This is a genomic window from Streptomonospora sp. PA3, from assembly GCF_009728995.1.
In the GTDB taxonomy this organism is placed as follows: Bacteria; Actinomycetota; Actinomycetes; order Streptosporangiales; family Streptosporangiaceae; genus Streptomonospora.
In genome coordinates, this window is the sequence record NZ_VTZW01000016.1 from 114,820 (window position 1) to 131,559 (window position 16,740).

19 protein-coding genes are annotated in these 16,740 nt (G+C 73.4%); 6 read left to right on the forward strand and 13 right to left on the reverse strand.

Annotation, left to right across the window (positions count from 1 at the left end; translation table 11 throughout):
- Positions 1-224: 224 nt before the first annotated feature.
- Positions 225-656, forward strand: a complete 432-nt coding sequence (locus FZ103_RS17005; protein ID WP_255430112.1) for an Lrp/AsnC family transcriptional regulator — start codon at positions 225-227, stop codon at positions 654-656.
- Positions 657-687: 31 nt separating this feature from the next.
- Here the strand turns inward: FZ103_RS17005 and FZ103_RS17010 are convergent, their stop codons facing one another.
- From FZ103_RS17010 to FZ103_RS17035, 6 genes are all read right to left on the reverse strand, one after another.
- Positions 688-2,313, reverse strand: a complete 1,626-nt coding sequence (locus tag FZ103_RS17010) for a hypothetical protein (RefSeq protein ID WP_186356435.1) — start codon at positions 2,311-2,313, stop codon at positions 688-690.
- Positions 2,310-3,173: an ABC transporter ATP-binding protein gene (locus tag FZ103_RS17015; RefSeq protein WP_156002485.1), complete on the reverse strand. Its 864-nt coding sequence runs from the start codon at positions 3,171-3,173 to the stop codon at positions 2,310-2,312. Before FZ103_RS17015 ends, FZ103_RS17010 begins: the two co-directional genes overlap by 4 nt.
- 35 nt (positions 3,174-3,208) lie before the next feature.
- A complete protein-coding gene (locus tag FZ103_RS17020) occupies positions 3,209-3,820 on the reverse strand; it encodes a TetR family transcriptional regulator (RefSeq protein ID WP_255430082.1) in 612 nt (203 codons plus the stop codon).
- Between the two features lie 75 nt (positions 3,821-3,895).
- Positions 3,896-4,651 carry an ABC transporter permease gene (locus FZ103_RS17025; protein WP_255430083.1) on the reverse strand — a complete coding sequence of 252 codons (756 nt, stop codon included), beginning with the start codon at positions 4,649-4,651 and terminating at the stop codon, positions 3,896-3,898.
- 62 nt (positions 4,652-4,713) lie between these two features.
- Positions 4,714-5,670 carry an ATP-binding cassette domain-containing protein gene (locus FZ103_RS17030; protein WP_186356436.1) on the reverse strand — a complete coding sequence of 319 codons (957 nt, stop codon included), beginning with the start codon at positions 5,668-5,670 and terminating at the stop codon, positions 4,714-4,716.
- Between the two features lie 125 nt (positions 5,671-5,795).
- The gene (locus tag FZ103_RS17035; protein WP_156002488.1) at positions 5,796-6,407 is read right to left on the reverse strand and encodes a PadR family transcriptional regulator; all 612 of its coding nucleotides are present in this window, start codon (positions 6,405-6,407) and stop codon (positions 5,796-5,798) included.
- Positions 6,408-6,596: 189 nt separating this feature from the next.
- Here FZ103_RS17035 and FZ103_RS17040 point away from each other — a divergent pair, with 189 nt between their 5' ends.
- Positions 6,597-7,088 (forward strand): hypothetical protein, encoded by a 492-nt coding sequence (locus FZ103_RS17040; protein WP_156002489.1) that lies wholly within the window; start codon positions 6,597-6,599, stop codon positions 7,086-7,088.
- Positions 7,078-7,722, forward strand: coding sequence for a class F sortase (locus FZ103_RS17045; RefSeq protein WP_343233576.1), 645 nt, complete (start codon positions 7,078-7,080; stop codon positions 7,720-7,722). The genes FZ103_RS17040 and FZ103_RS17045 overlap by 11 nt, the downstream gene beginning before the upstream one ends.
- Positions 7,723-8,007: 285 nt before the next feature.
- Here the strand turns inward: FZ103_RS17045 and FZ103_RS17050 are convergent, their stop codons facing one another.
- Positions 8,008-8,691: a PhzF family phenazine biosynthesis protein gene (locus FZ103_RS17050; protein WP_156002490.1), complete on the reverse strand. Its 684-nt coding sequence runs from the start codon at positions 8,689-8,691 to the stop codon at positions 8,008-8,010.
- 296 nt (positions 8,692-8,987) lie between these two features.
- Between FZ103_RS17050 and FZ103_RS17055 the strand changes: the two genes are divergently transcribed.
- The gene (locus FZ103_RS17055) at positions 8,988-9,398 is read left to right on the forward strand and encodes a VOC family protein (protein WP_186356437.1); all 411 of its coding nucleotides are present in this window, start codon (positions 8,988-8,990) and stop codon (positions 9,396-9,398) included.
- A gap of 51 nt (positions 9,399-9,449) precedes the next feature.
- On the opposite strand, the gene FZ103_RS17060 is transcribed toward FZ103_RS17055, so the two are convergent.
- Entirely contained in the window at positions 9,450-10,220 is a 771-nt protein-coding gene (locus tag FZ103_RS17060; RefSeq protein WP_156002491.1) for a DeoR/GlpR family DNA-binding transcription regulator, read from the reverse strand.
- Between the two features lie 300 nt (positions 10,221-10,520).
- Here FZ103_RS17060 and FZ103_RS17065 point away from each other — a divergent pair, with 300 nt between their 5' ends.
- Entirely contained in the window at positions 10,521-11,294 is a 774-nt protein-coding gene (locus FZ103_RS17065) for a glycerophosphodiester phosphodiesterase (protein ID WP_156002492.1), read from the forward strand.
- Between the two features lie 249 nt (positions 11,295-11,543).
- Positions 11,544-12,164, forward strand: a complete 621-nt coding sequence (locus tag FZ103_RS17070) for a TetR/AcrR family transcriptional regulator (protein WP_255430084.1) — start codon at positions 11,544-11,546, stop codon at positions 12,162-12,164.
- A 14-nt stretch (positions 12,165-12,178) separates the two neighbouring features.
- On the opposite strand, the gene FZ103_RS17075 is transcribed toward FZ103_RS17070, so the two are convergent.
- From FZ103_RS17075 to FZ103_RS17095, 5 genes are all read right to left on the reverse strand, one after another.
- Complete coding sequence (locus FZ103_RS17075; RefSeq protein ID WP_156002494.1) at positions 12,179-13,372, reverse strand: FAD-dependent monooxygenase; 1,194 nt, start codon at positions 13,370-13,372, stop codon at positions 12,179-12,181.
- Positions 13,369-13,986, reverse strand: coding sequence for a TetR/AcrR family transcriptional regulator (locus FZ103_RS17080; RefSeq protein ID WP_156002495.1), 618 nt, complete (start codon positions 13,984-13,986; stop codon positions 13,369-13,371). The genes FZ103_RS17075 and FZ103_RS17080 overlap by 4 nt, the downstream gene beginning before the upstream one ends.
- A 193-nt stretch (positions 13,987-14,179) precedes the next feature.
- Entirely contained in the window at positions 14,180-14,839 is a 660-nt protein-coding gene (locus FZ103_RS17085; protein WP_186356438.1) for a response regulator transcription factor, read from the reverse strand.
- Entirely contained in the window at positions 14,836-16,332 is a 1,497-nt protein-coding gene (locus FZ103_RS17090) for a HAMP domain-containing sensor histidine kinase (protein ID WP_255430085.1), read from the reverse strand. Before FZ103_RS17090 ends, FZ103_RS17085 begins: the two co-directional genes overlap by 4 nt.
- Positions 16,319-16,648 (reverse strand): hypothetical protein, encoded by a 330-nt coding sequence (locus FZ103_RS17095; RefSeq protein ID WP_156002496.1) that lies wholly within the window; start codon positions 16,646-16,648, stop codon positions 16,319-16,321. The genes FZ103_RS17090 and FZ103_RS17095 overlap by 14 nt, the downstream gene beginning before the upstream one ends.
- Between the last annotated feature and the right edge of the window lie 92 nt (positions 16,649-16,740).

The following is a 16,740-nucleotide window of genomic DNA, read 5'->3' on the forward strand; positions in this document are numbered from 1 at the left end:
TCTCGCACCTCACTTGTACGTCTCCGGGTGATCGCCTTCAGCATGCGCCAGGTGATGCCGCATACTGAATGGCCGGTGCTTGCCGATCAGCCCGCCATGCTTAACATCTGCAACGGATGCACCGTGGCGGGTTCACGGACGCAAAGTGTGCGATCTTGGCCCGGACATGGGTTTCGCGTGGCCTCCGCCCGCCCCGGGCGCGGCCCGAAAGGAGGACGGCCGTGCTGGACTCCGTCGACCGGCGGATCCTCGCCGAACTGCAGGACGACGCCCGGCTGTCCTACAACGAGCTGTCGCGCCGGGTGAACCTGTCGGCGCCCGCGGTGGCCGAGCGCGTACGGCGGCTCCAGGACTCCGGCGTGATCACCGGATACCACGCCCACGTCGATCCGGCCGCCGCCGGGCTGCCGGTGACCGCGCTGGTGCGCATGGAGTGCTTCGGCCCTTTGTGCCTGCTGCGCGACGAGCAGGCCATGGAGATGCCCGAGATCCTGCAGCTGCACCGCGTCACCGGCGACGCCTGCTGCGTGCTGCTGGTCGCGGTGGCCTCCATGGCCCACTTCGAGAAGATCATCGACCGGCTGGCCGAACACGGCCGCCCCTCCAGCACGATGGTGCTCTCCAGCGCCCACACCTGGCGGCCCGTGCGCCCGTGACCGCGCCGGGCACCGCGGGCGCCGGAGGGGATCAGCCCCCCGAACCCAGCCGCCGGAAGGTGCGGCGGACCAGCCAGGCACCGGCGAGCGCGGCCTCTGCCAGGCCCGCGGCCAGGCCCGCCGGCCAGGGGGCGGCGCCGTAGCCCGGCAGCACGGCCACCGGCCAGAACAGCGGGAGCGGCGCCGCCGCCCACACCGCCCGTGCGGGCAGCCACCACACCGCGACCGGAAGCAGCGTGAAGACCGCACCGGCGGCCTTGATCAGCACCAGGGCCGCGACCTTGGACGGGGCGAAGGCGGTGGTGGCCAGCACGAGCAGCGGCGCCTGGAGCGCGGCCAGCGCCAGGGCCGCCACCAGCGCGGGCACCCGGTCGGCCGGGACTTCGCCCGCCAGCCCCGACAGCGGAACCGCCGCGGCCAGTCCCGCACCCGCCGCCGCCCCGGCCGCCGCCAGCCGGTAGGCCAGGTAGCGGCCCAGACCCAGCGGCGAGACGCGCAGCAGCGGCAGCGTGCCGTCGTCTGCGTCCTCGACCGTGCGCAGGGCGGCGATGGCGCCGATCATCAGCGGCACGTGCAGCACCACCAGCGCGGCCAGCAGCACCGGGCCGATGGCGCCGGCGTCCAGCCCGTAGCGGTCGGCCAGGAAGCCGCGCGCCGGCGGATAGCCCCAGCGCAGCAGCAACGCCACTACGGCCGGCCCCAGCAGCATCGCGCTCAGCATCGGATCCCGCAGCAGACCGCGCAGGTCGATGCGGGCCAGGCCCGCGACCGCCCCGCCGCGCGGCCGGGCGGTCGCGGCCCCTGCTCGGGCGGGCGCACCCGCGCGCGGCACCCCCGCAGGGACCGCGTCCGGCACCGCGGGGTTGGGCGCGGTGTTCGCCGCCGCCCGACCCGGTTCCCCGGCGGGCGGCGCCGCCGTCTCGGGCGCCACCGCCCGGCAGGCGAGGAGGACGGCGCCCGCCGCGCAGGCGAGCAGGTACAGCGCCGCCGGCGCCAGCACCCAGAACCCGGGCGCGGCGTGCGGCAGCAGCCCGGCACGGATCAGCTCGGCGCCGCCCGTCGTGGGCACGGCGAACAGCAGCGGGTGCTCCACGGCGCCGGAGACGCGCGCCGCCGGTGCCGCCACCAGCGGCGCGACCAGCGGCAGCCGGGTGAACAGCACGCCGACCCCCTGCGCACCGCCGCAGGCCGCCAGCGCCAGTGCCACCAGCAGCAGCGACAGCAGCGACACCCCCAGCAACGCCGGCGGCAGCGCCGCGAGCGCGGCGGCCGAGCGCTCCCGCGCGGCCGCGAGGGTCAGCGGGACGGCCATCCCCGCGGAAAGCGCGGTCAGCACCGCCGTCCTGGCCGTGATGTACTCGATCGGCCGCAGCGGGGTCACCGCCAGCAGCGCACGGCCGCCCTCGGCCCGCTCGAAGAGCACCAGCACGACCGCGAAGAGCACTCCGAATCCGGCCGTGTCGACGATCAGCAGGTGGACCGCCGCCGTCGGCGCCCAGGCGGCCGGGACCGCGGCGAGGACCGCGGTCCACAGCACAGCGAGCGCCGCCGCGGCGGCCGGCACCCCGTGGCGCAGCTGCACCCGCCACTCCAGGGCCGGCGCCGCTACCGCGCGCGGCGCAGCGGTGCGGCGCCGGGCCGCGCGAACGCCGGTCACAGCCGGGACCGGGTGACAGTGGCGAACACGTCGTCCAGCGACGCCTCGCGCGTGTGCACCGTCTCGACCGCGCCGCGGGCGAGCAGGTCGGCCAGCCGGGAATCGGCGGCGAGCCGGTCCAGGGGCAGCTCGGCGGAGTCCAGCCGCCCGCCGATGCGGTACTCCACCCGCACGCCGGGCCGCCCGTAGCGGAGCTTGAAGGCGCGCGGCGAATCCACCGCCGCGATGCGCCCGCCCACGACGAAGGCGACCCGGTCGCACAGCCGGTCGGCGGTGGCCATGTCGTGGGTCGTCAGGAACACGGTGGCGCCCCGGCGCGCCTGGTCGCGGATCACCTCGCGCAGGGCGGCGGCGTGCACGGGGTCCTGGCCGCCGGTGGGCTCGTCCAGAAACAGCAGGTCGGGCCGGTGGATCAGGGCCCGGGCCAGGTTGAGTCGCATGCGCATGCCCTTGGAGAAGCCGTCGACGCGCCGGTCGGCGACCGCGCCGAGGTCCACCAGGTCCAGCAGTTCGCCCACGGGCAGCGCCGGGCGGCGGTACAGCCGGGCGACGGCGGCGAGGTTCTCCGCGGCGGTGAGCTTGCCGAACGCGGCCGGAAGCTCGAAGCCCACGCCGATCCGCTCGTAGTACTCCGCTCCCCAGGCGTGCAGCGGGCGGCCGAACACGCTCGCGCTGCCTCCGTAGCCGCGCAGCAGGCGGGTGAGGACCCGCTGCACCGTCGACTTGCCCGCGCCGCTGGGGCCGAGGAAGCCGAACACCTCGCCGGAGGCGACGGTGAAGGTCATCCCGGCCACGGCGTCGGACTCGGCGCCGCGGTAGCGCACCCGCAGGTCCGCCGCGTCGATCACCGGTCGGTCCATGTCAGTCCGCCTCTCCGGGCGCCGCCGCCCGCGGCTCAGCGCAGCTCCGTGCGCAGATGGTCGAACGCCTCGTCGACGATCGCGGGCAGGTCGCCGCGGCCGCCGTCGCGCTCCCAGGCGGTGATGGCCGTGGTCAGCACGGCCAGGCACGCCGCAGCGACGACGCGGACCCGCATCGGCGCCTCGGCCGAATCGCCGGTGCCCGCCAGCGCCCGCTCCAGCAGGGCCTGGGTGCCCAGCAGCTGCTCCCACAGCCGTGCCCGCAGCGGCGGCGCGCTGAGCACCAGCCGCACCCGAGCCAGCAGCGCGTCGCGGTCGGCGGCGTAGACGGCGGCCAGCCCCTCCCCCACGGCGTTGCGCACCCGCTCGATGAGGTCCTCCGACTCCGGACGCCTGCGCAGCGCCTCCTCCAGCAGGGGGTCGTACTCGTCGCCGAGCACGACGTCCTCCTTGGTGGGGAAGTACCGGAAGAAGGTGGTGTGCGAGACGCCCGCGGCCGCGGCGATCCGGGCGACGGTGGTGGCCTCGTAGCCCTGTTCGCCGAACAGCCGCAGCGCCTCCTGCTGGATCCGCGCGCGGGTGCGCGCCTTCTTCAGCTCCCGCCAGTCGCCGCCCATGCCCGCCTCCGCGATGTTAGTCGCTAACATGTTAGCGGCTAACACGGAAGAGCGGTACCCGCGCGCCGATCGCCCGGTGGCCGCATCGCCCTCGCTTCGCGCGCTTCAGGCCGCCAGGCGGCGCATGAGGCGGGTGCCCAGCGCGAGGGCGACGACTGCCACGGCGAGAGCCACGCCGGAGCCGAGCAGCACCGAGGGGTCGCCGAAGTCGCCGGCGAAGAGTGCGCGCTCGGCGTCGACCACGTGGCTCAGTGGGTTGATGCGCGAGAGGGTGTACAGCCAGGTCGGCGCCAGCTCCATCGGCAGCAGGATGCCGGACAGCAGGATCAGCGGCATGGTCGTCGTCTGCAGGATGGCCGGGAAGACGAACTCCTGCTTCACCGACATCGCCAGCATGTACGACAGCGTGCCCAGGCCCACGCCCATGACCAGCAGCACCAGCAGCCCCGCGGCCGCGCCCAGCGGCGACACCCGCAGCCCGAAGGGGATGACGAGCAGCAGGATGGCCGTCGACTGGACGAGCAGGATCGCGATGTCGCGCATGACCCGCCCCAGGAGCAGGGCGACGCGGCTCACGGGGGCGGCCAGCAGCCGCTCGTGGGCGCCGCTGCGCAGTTCGGGCAGCAGGCCGAAGCCCGCGAAGGAGGTGCCGAACAGCGCGAGCATCGCCAGCACACCGGGCACGAACCAGTCCAGCGAGTTCCGGCCCATCGCGCCGGGCATGCCCGACAGCAGCGGCGCGAACAGCGCGAGGTAGAGCACCGGCTGGAGCAGGCTGAAGCCCAGGCCGGTGACCGGATTGTGCAGGGTGGGGCGCAGCTGCCGGAGGAAAACCAGCCAGGTGTCGCGCAGCAGGGGCATCACGGGCGTTCCTTTCGGGGCATGGGAGGCGGGTGCGGTCGGCGCGGGGGCGGGGCCGGGGCTCATCGGTCGCTCTCGCGCAGGCTGCGCCCGGTCAGGGTGAGGAAGACGTCGTCCAGCGAGGGGCGGTGCACCTGCACGGTGCGCAACTCCAGTCCGCGGGCGTCGACGGCGCGCAGGACCTCGGGCAGGACCGCGTCGCCGCGCTCGACGCGCATCCGCACCGCGGCGCCCGCGGTGTCCACCGAGTGCGCCGAGGGCACCGCCTCGACGACGGCCGCCGCGGCGCGGGCGTCCTCCTCCGAGGCGGTCTCCAGGAGCACCAGGTCGCCCGACACCTTGCCCTTGAGCTCGTCGGGCGTGCCGTCGGCGATGACCGATCCGTGGTCGATGACGATCACGCGCTCGGCGACGTCGTCGGCCTCGTCCAGGTAGTGGGTGGTGAGCACGATGGTGGTTGCGTATGCCTCGCGCAGCCGGGCGATGTGCGCCCAGAGGTTGGCGCGGCTGTGCGGGTCGAGGCCGGTGGAGGGCTCGTCGAGGAAGAGCAGTTCGGGCCGGTGGATCAGGCCCATGGCGATGTCCAGCCGCCGCTGCTGGCCTCCGGAGAGGTGGGCGGCCTCGCGCCGGTCCAGCCCTTCCAGCTCCAGCTCGGCCATCAGCTCATCCGCGCGCGAGCGCGCCTCGGCCTTGCCCAAGCCGTAGAGCCGGCCCTGGTTGACCAGCTCGTCGCCGACGTACTGGCCCGCTCCCGCGGCGTGGCCCTGGCCGACGTAGCCGATGCGCCGCCGCACGCCGCGCGGGTCGGCGACCACGTCGCGCCCCGCGACGACGGCGCTGCCGGAGGTGGGCAGCAGCAGCGTGGTCAGCATGCGCAGGGTGGTGGACTTGCCGGCTCCGTTTGGCCCCAGAAACGCGACGAGCTCACCCGCCTCCACGTCGAGGTCGAGGCAGCGCACCGCCTCGACGGGGCCGGATTTGGTGGTGAACGTCCGTGCGAGGTCACGGGTGTGGATCACGGTATTCCCTGGGATCGATCCGGTAATCAAATTTGAACACTGTCCATCATCGCGGCCCGGCACACTGCGGTCAAACGGGATTTTCGCGGCGGTCCCGCCTCCGGCCCGGGCGGCGGGGCGCCCGCTCAGCGCTGCGCCGACTCGATCGGGCCGGGCTCGCCGAAGGCCGTCCACTCCTCCTCGCCGGCCATGGTGTAAGCGCCGTTCTCCAGGCGTGCGACCAGTTCGCGGGTGTAGCCCACCGCCGCGTCCCCGGCCACGATCCAGGACCGGAACAGCTCCCATACGTGCTCCGGTTTGTCATCGGAGGCGGGCCCGTCCCCCAGCATCGACCGGAGGTTCTGCTGCTCGGCTTCGAGCCGGGCGAGGCGGAACCGCAGCAGTCTGATCACCCGGTCCCGGGGCTGGCACGTCAGGAACGCGATTCCGGAGCCGAAGAACTCCGGCTTGGCGGAGGCGTCCGACAGTGCCTTGTTCAATAGGCGGACGAACTCGTCCTCGCCGCTCTCGGTCAGCTCGAACAGGGTGCGCTCCGGCCCTTCGCCGCTCTCCTCGACCCCGGCGCTGCGCAGCATCCCGTTCTTCAGCAGCTGGCGGAGCGCGTGGTAGACCGATCCGGGCTTGACGTTGGCCCACTGCTCGGCGCCCCAGCTCAGCAGTTCGCGCCGCACCTGGTAGCCGTGCGCCCGACCGGAGAAGCGCACCACTCCCAGCACCAGCAACCGCGTCGCCGACATCACCACTCCGCCCTGCTCGCCGCATCGCCTCGGTTCGAGGGTAGACCGCTCCCCAGACGGCGGGCGTGTGCGGCCGTTTCCCGTGGAATCGAAAGGCAGCAATCCGCCGACACTCACAACGGTGCGTGACGATACCTCACCTAATGTGACAACGTGCAGGTATCCGACGTGCGGCGAGGGGAACACGACATGCGACTCCTGGTGACGACCGGCCTCGCGGCGAGCGCGCTCGCGCTGGGCGCCGCACCCGCGGCGGCCGCAGCCGAGATCGAGATCATCCCTGCCACGGCCGCTCCCGGCGACTCCATCACTCTGCGCGCCTCGTGCGAGGGCCCGGCCGAACGGCTGGAGTTCACCTCCCAGGCGTTCCAGGGCGTACCCTCGGCCGACCTCGTCGACGCCGAAGGGGCCGTGCCCGTCGTGGTGGCACCGGGTACGCCTCCGGGCGTCTACAGCGTGCTGGGCGAGTGCGTCGGCGGCACCGCCGCCGAGACACGCGAAGGCGAGTTCACGGTGGTGCGCGGACCGCTCACACCGACTCCGCTGGGGGCACCCCAGACCGGGGGCGGCGGCGCCGAGCCGGGATTGCGCCCTCCGCTGCTCGCCGCGGCCGGGGCGGGGCTGCTGGCTCTGGGCGGCGCGGCGGCCGCCGCGAGCGGGCTGACCCGCCGTGCACGCTAGAACAGCCGCGCACGGACTGGTCTGCGCGCTCGCCGCGGCGGCGCTGCTGCTGTCGGTCCCGGCGGCGTCGGCGCTCACCCGCTCCGCCGGCGGAGCCGAACCTGCGCCGGCGCCTCCCGCGCCCGCGCCGCTGCAGCACGCGCCCGGCCCGCAGGCGCCCGGCGATGCCACGCCCGCCGCGGAGCCGGCGCCGGTGCGGATCGCAGCCGAGGCCATCGGCCTGCGGGCGCAGGTGGTCCCGATCGGACTCGACCGCGACGGCACCCTGGACGAACCGCCGCTGGAGCGCACGCGGGTGGCGGGCTGGTACCGGGGCGGCGCCGTCCCCGGCGAGCCGGGTCCGGCCGTGATCGTCGGCCACCGCGACACCCGCGCCGGGCCGTCGGTGTTCCACCGGCTGGGCGAACTGGTGCCCGGCGACACCGTGCGCATCGGGCGCGCCGACGGCTCGACCGCGCTGTTCCGGGTGCGGCGCACCGAGCGGGTGGACAAGGACCGCTTCCCCGCCGCGGAGGTCTACGGCGCCCTGGACCGCGCCGCCCTGCGGCTGGTCACCTGCGCGGAGCCCTTCGACCCCGCATCGGGGCACTACGAGCGCAACCTGATCGTCTACGGGCGCCTGGTGCGCGGCTGAGAACGGAGGCGCTTCGCGCCACGTACTTATCCAGAGCCAGCTTGCCGCCGAGCGGAGGTGCACCAGTGCTTCGGAGACCCGCCACCGGTGGCACGGCTCCACCTGGGAAGAACTTCGTGCGCTCGGCGGCAAGCAAGCAGGTGACGCGCAGCGTCTCCGTTGGGGCGGTGGCGGGCTGACGGGCGGGCGGACCGCGCTTCGCGGGGCGCACCCATTGCCGCAGCCTCGATGGTGACCGCCCCGGGTGGTACCCGGTGGGTTCCTGCATGGAGTGCGATCAACGATTTAGGGCAGGCGGTACTCGCGGGTGTCCAGCAGTGCGCAGCGCCCGCCGACCTCGACGGTTCCCTCTGGCCCGGGGCGCACGTCGATGCGCGAGCCGACGCCCTGGTGGACCGTCAGCGGGCGGCCGAGCTGCTGCCCCAGCCGCAGCGCCGCAGCGCCGGTGGCCTCGTCCTCGGCGATGCCCATCTCGTCGGGGAACACCCGGACCCGCACGTGCCCGGCCGCCTCGTCCTGCCAGGCCCACACGTGCAGGTCGACGCCCTTCTCGCCGCCCTGGAGGGCGTCCACCTCCGCCGGGGAGGCCAGCTGGCGGGTGTCGAAGACCGGCGCGAGGCCGGGGTCGGCGCGGATCCACACGCGCTCGCCCTCGGCCCAGGTGGGGACCGGTCCCGCCGGCGGGTTCAGCACGCCGGCCGGCGAGCCCTGCTCGGCCAGCAGCCACGCCGTCCCCACGAGCGGGTGGCCGGCCAGCGGCAGCTCGATCGCGGGCGTATGGATGCGCAGGCGCGCGCCGTCGGGCTCCTCCACGAAGACGGTCTCGGCGAAGCCGAGGTCGGCGGCGATGCGCTGCCGGGTGCTGTCGGGCAGTCCGGGCGCCTCCAGGAAGACCCCCAGTCCGTTGCCGCCGGTTCCGCCGTCTCCCAGGAAGACGGTGACGACGTGCAGTGTGGTGCTCGCGCTCATGGCGGCCACTCTGCCAGGGCCTGGCGGCGGCGGGCACCCGGCCCGTTGTTGACGCGGTCTTGATGTGGGGGGACTCACAGCGTGCCGCCGGCGGCCGCGCGCAGGCCCGCGAATCCCACCGCAGCGGCCTTGTGCGCCGGCGCCCTCTCGGACGCGCCGCAGCAGAGCCCGATCCGTCCCGTTAAGCGTGCATTAACAAGTCCTTGCAGACCCCGGTGACCCGCGTATTCTCAAGAATCGTGCTAACGCTGTTCCCTCCCCGCAGACGGACACTGGACCGCCGGAAAGAGGTCTCCGTGCCTCGAGTGACCGGGCTCGCGCACATCACCCTGTCGGTGCGCGACCGCGACGCCAGCATCGAGTTCTACCGCACCGTCCTCGGGTTCAAGGAGTACAAGACCCGCGACGGCAAGCAATGGCTGCTCACCGAGTGTCGGCACCCCTCGGGGGTCGTCCTGGGCTTCATCCAGCACAGGGACCAGTTCAAGGCGACCTTCGACCACCGACGGACGGGCATGGACCATGTGTCCTTCCAGGTCAGCAGCCTCGGCGAGCTCGACTACTGGGAAGAGCGGCTCACCGACCTCGACATCGACCACTCGCCTGTCGTGCACTCCGACAACGGCTCCATGATCCAGTTCTCCGATCCCGACGGCATCCAGCTGGAGCTGTTCTGCCCGGCCGAGCTGGGCAGCGACGAGGCCTGAGCCGCCACACGGCTCCGCACGGCCGCAGGCGGTCGGCTCCCCGTCCCGCGCTCACTCCGGGGAGACCAACTCCAGCCGCACGTCCTGGGCCCGGATCTCGTCGGCCGCCGACTGCGGCAGCCGGTCGTCGGTGATGATCAGATCGAACTCCTCCAGGCGCGCCACCCGGAACGTCCCGAACTTGCCGTACTTCGTGCTGTCCACGGTGAGCACGCTCTTGGAGGCCACGCGCAGCAGCTGCTGCTTGGCCACCACCTTCGCCTCCGAGGGCGTCGTGGAACCCCGTTCCACATCCCAGGAGCTGCTGGCGACGAACGCGATGTCGACGTTGACCTTGCTCAGAAAGTCGGCGGTGAACTGCCCCACCGAGGAGTGATCGGCGTGGGAGACGAGGCCGCCGGTGTGGATGAGTTCGATGTTGGGATACTCCATCAGGTGGCCGACCACGTTGAAGTCGTTGGTGACCACCGTCAGTCCGACCTTCTCGGTGAGCATCGGGACCATCTGCAGCGACGTGGTGCCCGCGTCGAGGAAGATGGTGAAGTTCTCCCGCACCAGCTGGGCCGCCGCACGGGTGATCGCGCGCTTGGCCGGGACCTCCAGTTGGGCCTTGGCCAGGTAGGAGGGCTCGCTCTTGAGCCGGGCGGCGAGGCGGACTCCGCCGGTGACCGAGAGCACCTTGCCGTCGTTCTCCAGCGCCTGGATGTCGCGCCGCACCGTCATGTGCGAGACGGACAGCATCGAGGTGAGCTCGTTGATGCTCAGCACGTGCCGTTCCTGCAGGAGCTTGAGGATGTGCTCGCGGCGCTGGTCGGGGATCATCTTTCGCCTTCGCCAGTCGTGGACGGGACGCGTCGTCCGCAGCGGCGGACACGCGGGCTTACCACAGAAGTCTCCCAGTCCGCCAGAGCGCGGCGCAGCCCGCCCCGCGTGTTGGGCGCGGGGCACCCGGCGCGGTGGGCGGCCGTCCGGCTCCTGGTCGGACGCCCGCGATGTGTTCGCGGTACAGCCGAATCGATTCGGCCGGAGCGAGTCGGCCCACGTAAGCGCGCCCGCTTTGGCACCGTGGACCTAGTCCGGCGGACGTCCGCCGCCGGCACCACGGGGCCTGGGGGCTGATCCATGACGCTGGCGACCGCCCTGCGGGGCGATACATCCCGCTTCCGCGAGAACACGCTGCCCGCGATCCGCTCGGCCATCGCGGCCGGCGCCGACGCGCTCGCCGTCGACCTGTGCACGACGTCCGACGGCCACGTCGTCGTGGTCCGCGAACGCGGCTTGGAGGACGACCGCGCACTGACGCGCCACGGGCGCCGCCCCGCCCTGGCCGAGCTCGCGGCGCTGGACACCGACGTGGAGCAGCGCGTTCCCACGTTCATGGAGGTGCTGGCCGAGGCCGCCACGGGGGTGGCGCACTGCTCGCTGCTGTGCGAGGTCGCCGACGTCGAGACCGCGGTGGCGGCCGATGCCGTGGTCGGCGAGCACGGCATGGGCGAACGCGTGTGCTACACGGGCACGGTCGACACGCTGCGCGCGGCGCGCGCGAAACTGCCCCACGTGCGGATGGCGCTGTCCTGGGCACAGCCCGACCTGCCGGCGCCCGACGTCTGGGAGGACGTGCGGCCCGAGGTCTACGGCACCGACTACCGTCTGCTCACCCGGGAGCTGGTGCTGGAGATCCAGCGCCACGGCTACGCCGTCGCCGCCTGGACGGTCGACGACTTCCCGGAAATGGTGCGGGTGGCGGGAATGGGGGTGGACTCCATCGTCACCTCCAACATCGGAGAACTGGTGAACCTGACCCGCTACAAGGACCCGTCGAGCGATACCGGACCGGAGGAAATCCCGCGCCCGACTCCGGAGCGCGGCGGCGGCCTGCACTCGAAAGAGAATTGAATTCACTTCATTTCGGTTCCGGTGCAGAGCCGCGGGCACACCGTTTTCCCGCCTACGCGTCCAGCCGAAACACGCGGCCCCCTCGCTCCCCGCGCGTCACCGCCCACCGCCCGCGACCGGGACTCTCCGCGTAGCGGATTTTCTCTGAAACGTCCCCGGAATGTCGCTATCCTCGAATAGGCCGATGGCGCGTTCGTCGGCGCACCCCTCGACTACGCCCCGCCCGGGGCCGGCGATGCAGAGATGATCATGACGGCGGACCTTTCCCATCCCGAAGCGCAGACCTTCGATCGCGCGCTCAGCACGGCGGCGGGCGTGCTCGCCCGCCGCGGACTGCACGGATTGAACACGGCCTCCGTCGCGCAAGAGGTCGCCGCCGCAACCGGACTCGATCCCGCCGCCTTCCGCAGAGCCTTTCCCACCCGGCTCGACCTGGCCTACGCGATCGCGCTGCACTCGGCGCACGCGCTGGTGCGCGACCAGCTCGCCGACGACGGGCCCGGCACCCCTCAGGAGCGGATGGAGCGCCTGGTGCGGCGCCACATCCGGCACTGCCGCGATCACCGCACCGAAGAGGACGTGCGCCGCACCGTGCTGCCCGCGCTGCGCGCCGTCCATCCCGGCCGCCACCGCGAGCTCGCCGACGTCCGCCTGGCCTACCGCGAGCACCTGCGCGGGCTCATCGCCGAGGGCGCCGAGCAGGGCGTCTTCCCGGTCTCCAGCGCCGGCGCCGCGGCCGCGACCGTGCTGGAGGCCCTGGAGTCGGTGGTGAGCTGGTACGACCCCGACGACGGCCTGTCCGAGGCCGAGCTCGGCGACGTCTACACCGACCTGATCATCCACCACCACCTCGGCAGTCCGCGGGCCTGACCCGCGCAACCCCGTCAGCCGCGGCGGCCGCTTCGCGCCGCCGAGGGCTTGGGCAGCACGACGGGCTTGCCGGTGAGCGAGCCGGCGATGTAGCGGTCCACCCCGGGCACCACCGACAGGCGCAGCGCGACCCGCCGCACCCACAGCATCCAGCGGGTGTCGGGCAGGAAGACGCGCGCCCCCCTGCGCCCCACGTGCTGCTTCTCGTCGGCCACCGGGTGCCATTCGCGCTCGTAGCGGCGCAGCGCGGCCTCGACCGTCTCCTCGGCGGCGAGCGCCTCGGCCAGCACATGGGCCCCGGCGACCGCCAGCGAGGCGCCCATCCCCGCCAGCAGCGAGACCGCCTGGCAGGAGTCGCCGAGCAGGGTGACGCGGCCGCGGCTCCACTCGGGCATGCGGATCTGGGAGACCTGGTCGTAGTAGATCTCGTCGGCGGGCGGGCAGGCCTCCAGCGCCCGCGGGACGACCCAGCCCAGCGAACCGTAGACCTCGCGCAGCGTGGTCTGGATGTCGGCGGGAGGGGTGGGATCGGGCGTGCGGTGGACGGCGAACGCGGCCACCCGCCCGCCGCGCAGCGCGTAGAAGCCCATCAGCCGGTCCACGCTGTCGGTGAGCCGGAACCCCTCGCCGATCTCGGCGCGCACCCGCGAGTCGGTGAAGACGTAGGCGGCGGTGTGGAACCCGAGGTAGCGGATGAAGCGCTCCTCGTCGCCGAAGACCATCGCGCGCACCCGGGAGTGGATGCCGTCGGCGCCCACGAGGAGGTCGGCCTCCAGCTCGCTGCCGTCGGTCAGCCGCAGCCCCACCCCGTCGGAGCGGTTGTCGATCGCCTCGATGCTGGTGGAATAGCGCAGGTCGACGCGGTCTGAGAGCTGCTCGCGCAGCCCCTGCTCCAGGTCGGGCCGCATGATGCTGAACAGGCGGCCACCCACGGCACGGGCGAACTTGTCGTAGTCCAGACCGGCGCGCTTGCGCCCCTTGGCGTCGACGTAGGCGGCCTCGTCCACACGATGGCTGAGTTCGTGCAGGCGCGGCAGGACGCCCATGGCCTCCGCGGCGTCGTAGCCGGGGCCGAAGAAGTCGATCATGTAGCCCTGGGGCCGCGGACCGGGCGCCTTCTCCAGCACGACCACCTCGAAACCGAGGACGTCGAGGCGCTGGGCGAGGGCGAGCCCGGCGATACCGGCTCCGCAGACGGCGATTCTCATGACGGTTCACCTGTGCCTTCCGTGTGGTCGTTGCCGCGCCCGCCGGCGGCGGGCGCGAGGATGCGGCCCAGGACCGGCGCGACGTCGGCTCCCGTCGTCCCGGGGCTCAGCGGCCGGTGCAGCAGCACTCCGTCGATCGCGGCCGCCAGCACCGCGGCCGTCGTCTCCGGGTCGGCGGTGCCGTGGCGGGCCAGCCGATCGGCCAGTCGCGCCCGGAAATGGGCCAGCAGCGCCGAGATCTCCTCCCGCAGGGCGCTGTCGCGGGTCGAGGCCAGATAGGTCTCGACGAACAGCAGCGACGCCGGATCCAGACCCGTGTGCGCGTCCAGTTCGCCGAGCACCGCCTCCAGCGCGTGCTGCGGAGTGGCGGCTCCGTCGAGCAGTTCGGGGATTCGGGCCAGGTAGTCGCGCATGGCGCCGATGGCCGCCTCGGAGAGCAGCGCCTGCACCGAGGAGAAGTGGTAGTGCACCAGCCCCGGGGTGACGCCGGCGCGCTCGGCGAGCATGCGGGTGCTGACCGCCGTCCAGCCGTGCTCGGCGATGAGCTCGCAGGCCACGGCGAGCAGTCTGCGGCGCACTTCGCGGCCGCGCTGCGCTGTGGTGGGTCGGGCCATGGATCCTCCTGCCGGCCCGAAAGCGGGCCGCTTGGTCCGCCGCGTGCGCCGGCGGGCCGGCGTGCCCATCTGCTGGGCAGTCGCTCTGGTCGATCGTATTGGTCGTTCGCCCAAAAAGTACCACACACGTCGGCCCCGCGCCGCGGGGTTTCGACGGGGAACGGCGCGCCGGGGCGGTGCGGCCCCGGCGGTCTCACCCGGACAGGCGGTATCCCATCCCGCGCACCGTCTCGATGCGCTCGGCGCCGAGCTTCTTGCGCAGGGCGCGGATGTAGACGTCGACGACGTTGGAGCCGGGGTCGTAGTCGTAGCCCCACACGTGGGAGAGGATCTGCTGGCGCGAGAGCACCTGGTCGCGGTGCCGCAGCAGCAGCTCCAGCAGCGCGAACTCGCGGGCGGTGAGATCGGCGGTGCCCCGGTCGGTGGCCGCCCGGCGGGTGCGCAGGTCCAGGGTGAGCCCGCCCGCGGAGAGCGAGGACGGCTCCGGGCCCCGGTCGGTGCGGATGCGCAGCCGGACGCGGGCGAGCAGCTCCTCGAAGCGGAAGGGCTTGGTCATGTAGTCGTCGGCGCCGTTCTCCAGTCCGCTGACGGTGTCGTCGACCCCGTCGCGCGCGGTCAGGAAGATCACCGGAAGCCGCGCGCCTTTGGCTCGCACCTTCCGCAGCACGGTGAAGCCGTCCTCGTCGGGTAGCCCGATGTCGAGCACCATGAGGTCGAACTCTCCGGTGAGGGCGTAGCCGACCGCGTCGGCGCCGGTGTCGACGACCGTCACCGCGTAGCCGTTGGCGCTGAGTCCTTTGCGCACGAACGCGGCGATGCGGTCTTCGTCCTCGGCGATGAGGATCCGGCTCACGGGTGCTCCCTCCTCGGGCCGGCGGGCAGCGTCAGGGTGAACACCGCCCCCTGGCCGGGGGCCGAGTGCACGGCGGCCCGGCCGTGGTGCGCATCGGCGATGGCGCGCACGATGGCCAGGCCCAGCCCCGCGCCCGGCCTGCCCGCCGAGGCCGAGCCGCGGGAGAAGCGCTCGAAGATCCGCTCGTGCTCCTCCGGGGGGATACCCGGTCCCGAATCGGCGACCCACAGGGTGGCCGAGCCGTCGGGCGACATCGCCGAGCCGATGCGGATCGTGTCGCCGGGTCGGGTGTGCCGCACGGCGTTGGAGGCGAGCTGGACCATGGCCTGGGTGATCAGCTGGGGATCGGCCAGGACGGCGCCCTCGGCGACGTGCTCCAGGCGCCAGTCTCGCTCGCCCAGCGCCCGCACCTTGGCCTCGATGTCGCCGGTCAGCTCGGCGAGCCAGACCTCCTCGGGCCGGACGAAGTCGGGGCGCTGCGCCTTGGCCAGCAGCAGCAGGTCCTCGACGATGCGCGCCATGCGGTCCAGCTCGTCGGTGACCAGCCGCACCACCTCGCGCCGCTCGTCGGGGTCGTCGCCCATCAGCTCCAGGTGGCCGCGCACGATGGTGATGGGGGTGCGCAGTTCGTGGCCCGCGTCGTCGACGAACCGGCGCTGGGTGGAGAACGCCTGCTCCAGCCGGTCGAGCATGCCGTTGAACTGCTCGGCCAGGGCCGCGATGTCGTCGTTGCCGGTGACCTCGATGCGCCGGGTGAGGTCCTCTTCGCTGATCTGTGCGGCCGCCTGGCGCACGAGCCGGACGGGGGCGAGGATGCGGCCGGCGACCCACCAGGCGGCCGCGCCCGCGAGCACCAGGCCCGCCGTGCTGACCAGGAGCAGCGTGCGCATGGTGCGGTGCACGCCGGCCATCTCGGGTTCGACGAAGTAGCCGATGACGAACCAGCCCCCGGGGCTGCCGGAGCCCGCGCGCGGCTCCACGCGGATCTTGTGCCAGCGCAGCGGCCCGGCGGGGGTCTGCTCCTGCCCGCTGCCCGCTCGGGTGGTGAGGATGCGGGCGCGCAGCCGGTCGTCGGCGGAGACGTCGTAGTGCGGTTCCTGCGCCTGCCGGACGCGGCCGGTGGCGGCGCCCGCGCCGGGCGCCTCGTCGACGTGGCCGAAGATGATCTCGTCGGCGTCGGGGTGCTGGTCGATGATGTGGGCGCGCAGCGCGCTGTGCACGTCGGCGATCGGCTCCCCGCTCCGGCGGTCGTGGCCCTTGGCGGCGAAGCGGTGGAACTCGTCGATCTCCTGGGCCAGGGCCGTGTCGATGCGCGCGTGGGCGTCGCTGCGCAGGGTCTGCCAGGTCACCAGGTTCACCAGCGCGAGCACGCCGAACATCAGCAGCACCACCCAGACCATGATGCGCAGGCGGGCGGGCATGCTCCGCCGGGGAGCGGGAGGGGGCACGACGGGGATGGGGGCGGTGTCGCGGGTCGCGTCAGTCGTCGTCATCGCCGTCCGCGCCGTCGTCGTCATCGCCTGCGTCGTCGCCGTCGTCCGCGTCGTCGTCACCGGCTCCGTCGTCGCCGTCGTCACCGGTGACGGGCGAGGGCGGCGCCACGACCCCGCCCGACGGCGAGGGCCGGGGCCCGGTGCTCTGCGCGGGGCCGGGCGAGGACGGGGCGGTGTCGGGGGACTCGCCGATGGTGACTCGTTCGGCCGGCGGCGAGGAGGCCTCCTCCCGGCCCCAGGCCCAGGCGAACGCCGCGCCCACGAGCACGGCAAGCACGACGGCGGCGATCGCGGCGGTCCGGTACAGCGGGTTCATGGCTTTGAGACTGCCTGATCGGCGCGGCGAGCGACATGAAACGCGGATGAGAATCCGCTCATCTGCGCCGCGGCGCATTCGGCCGCGCGGCC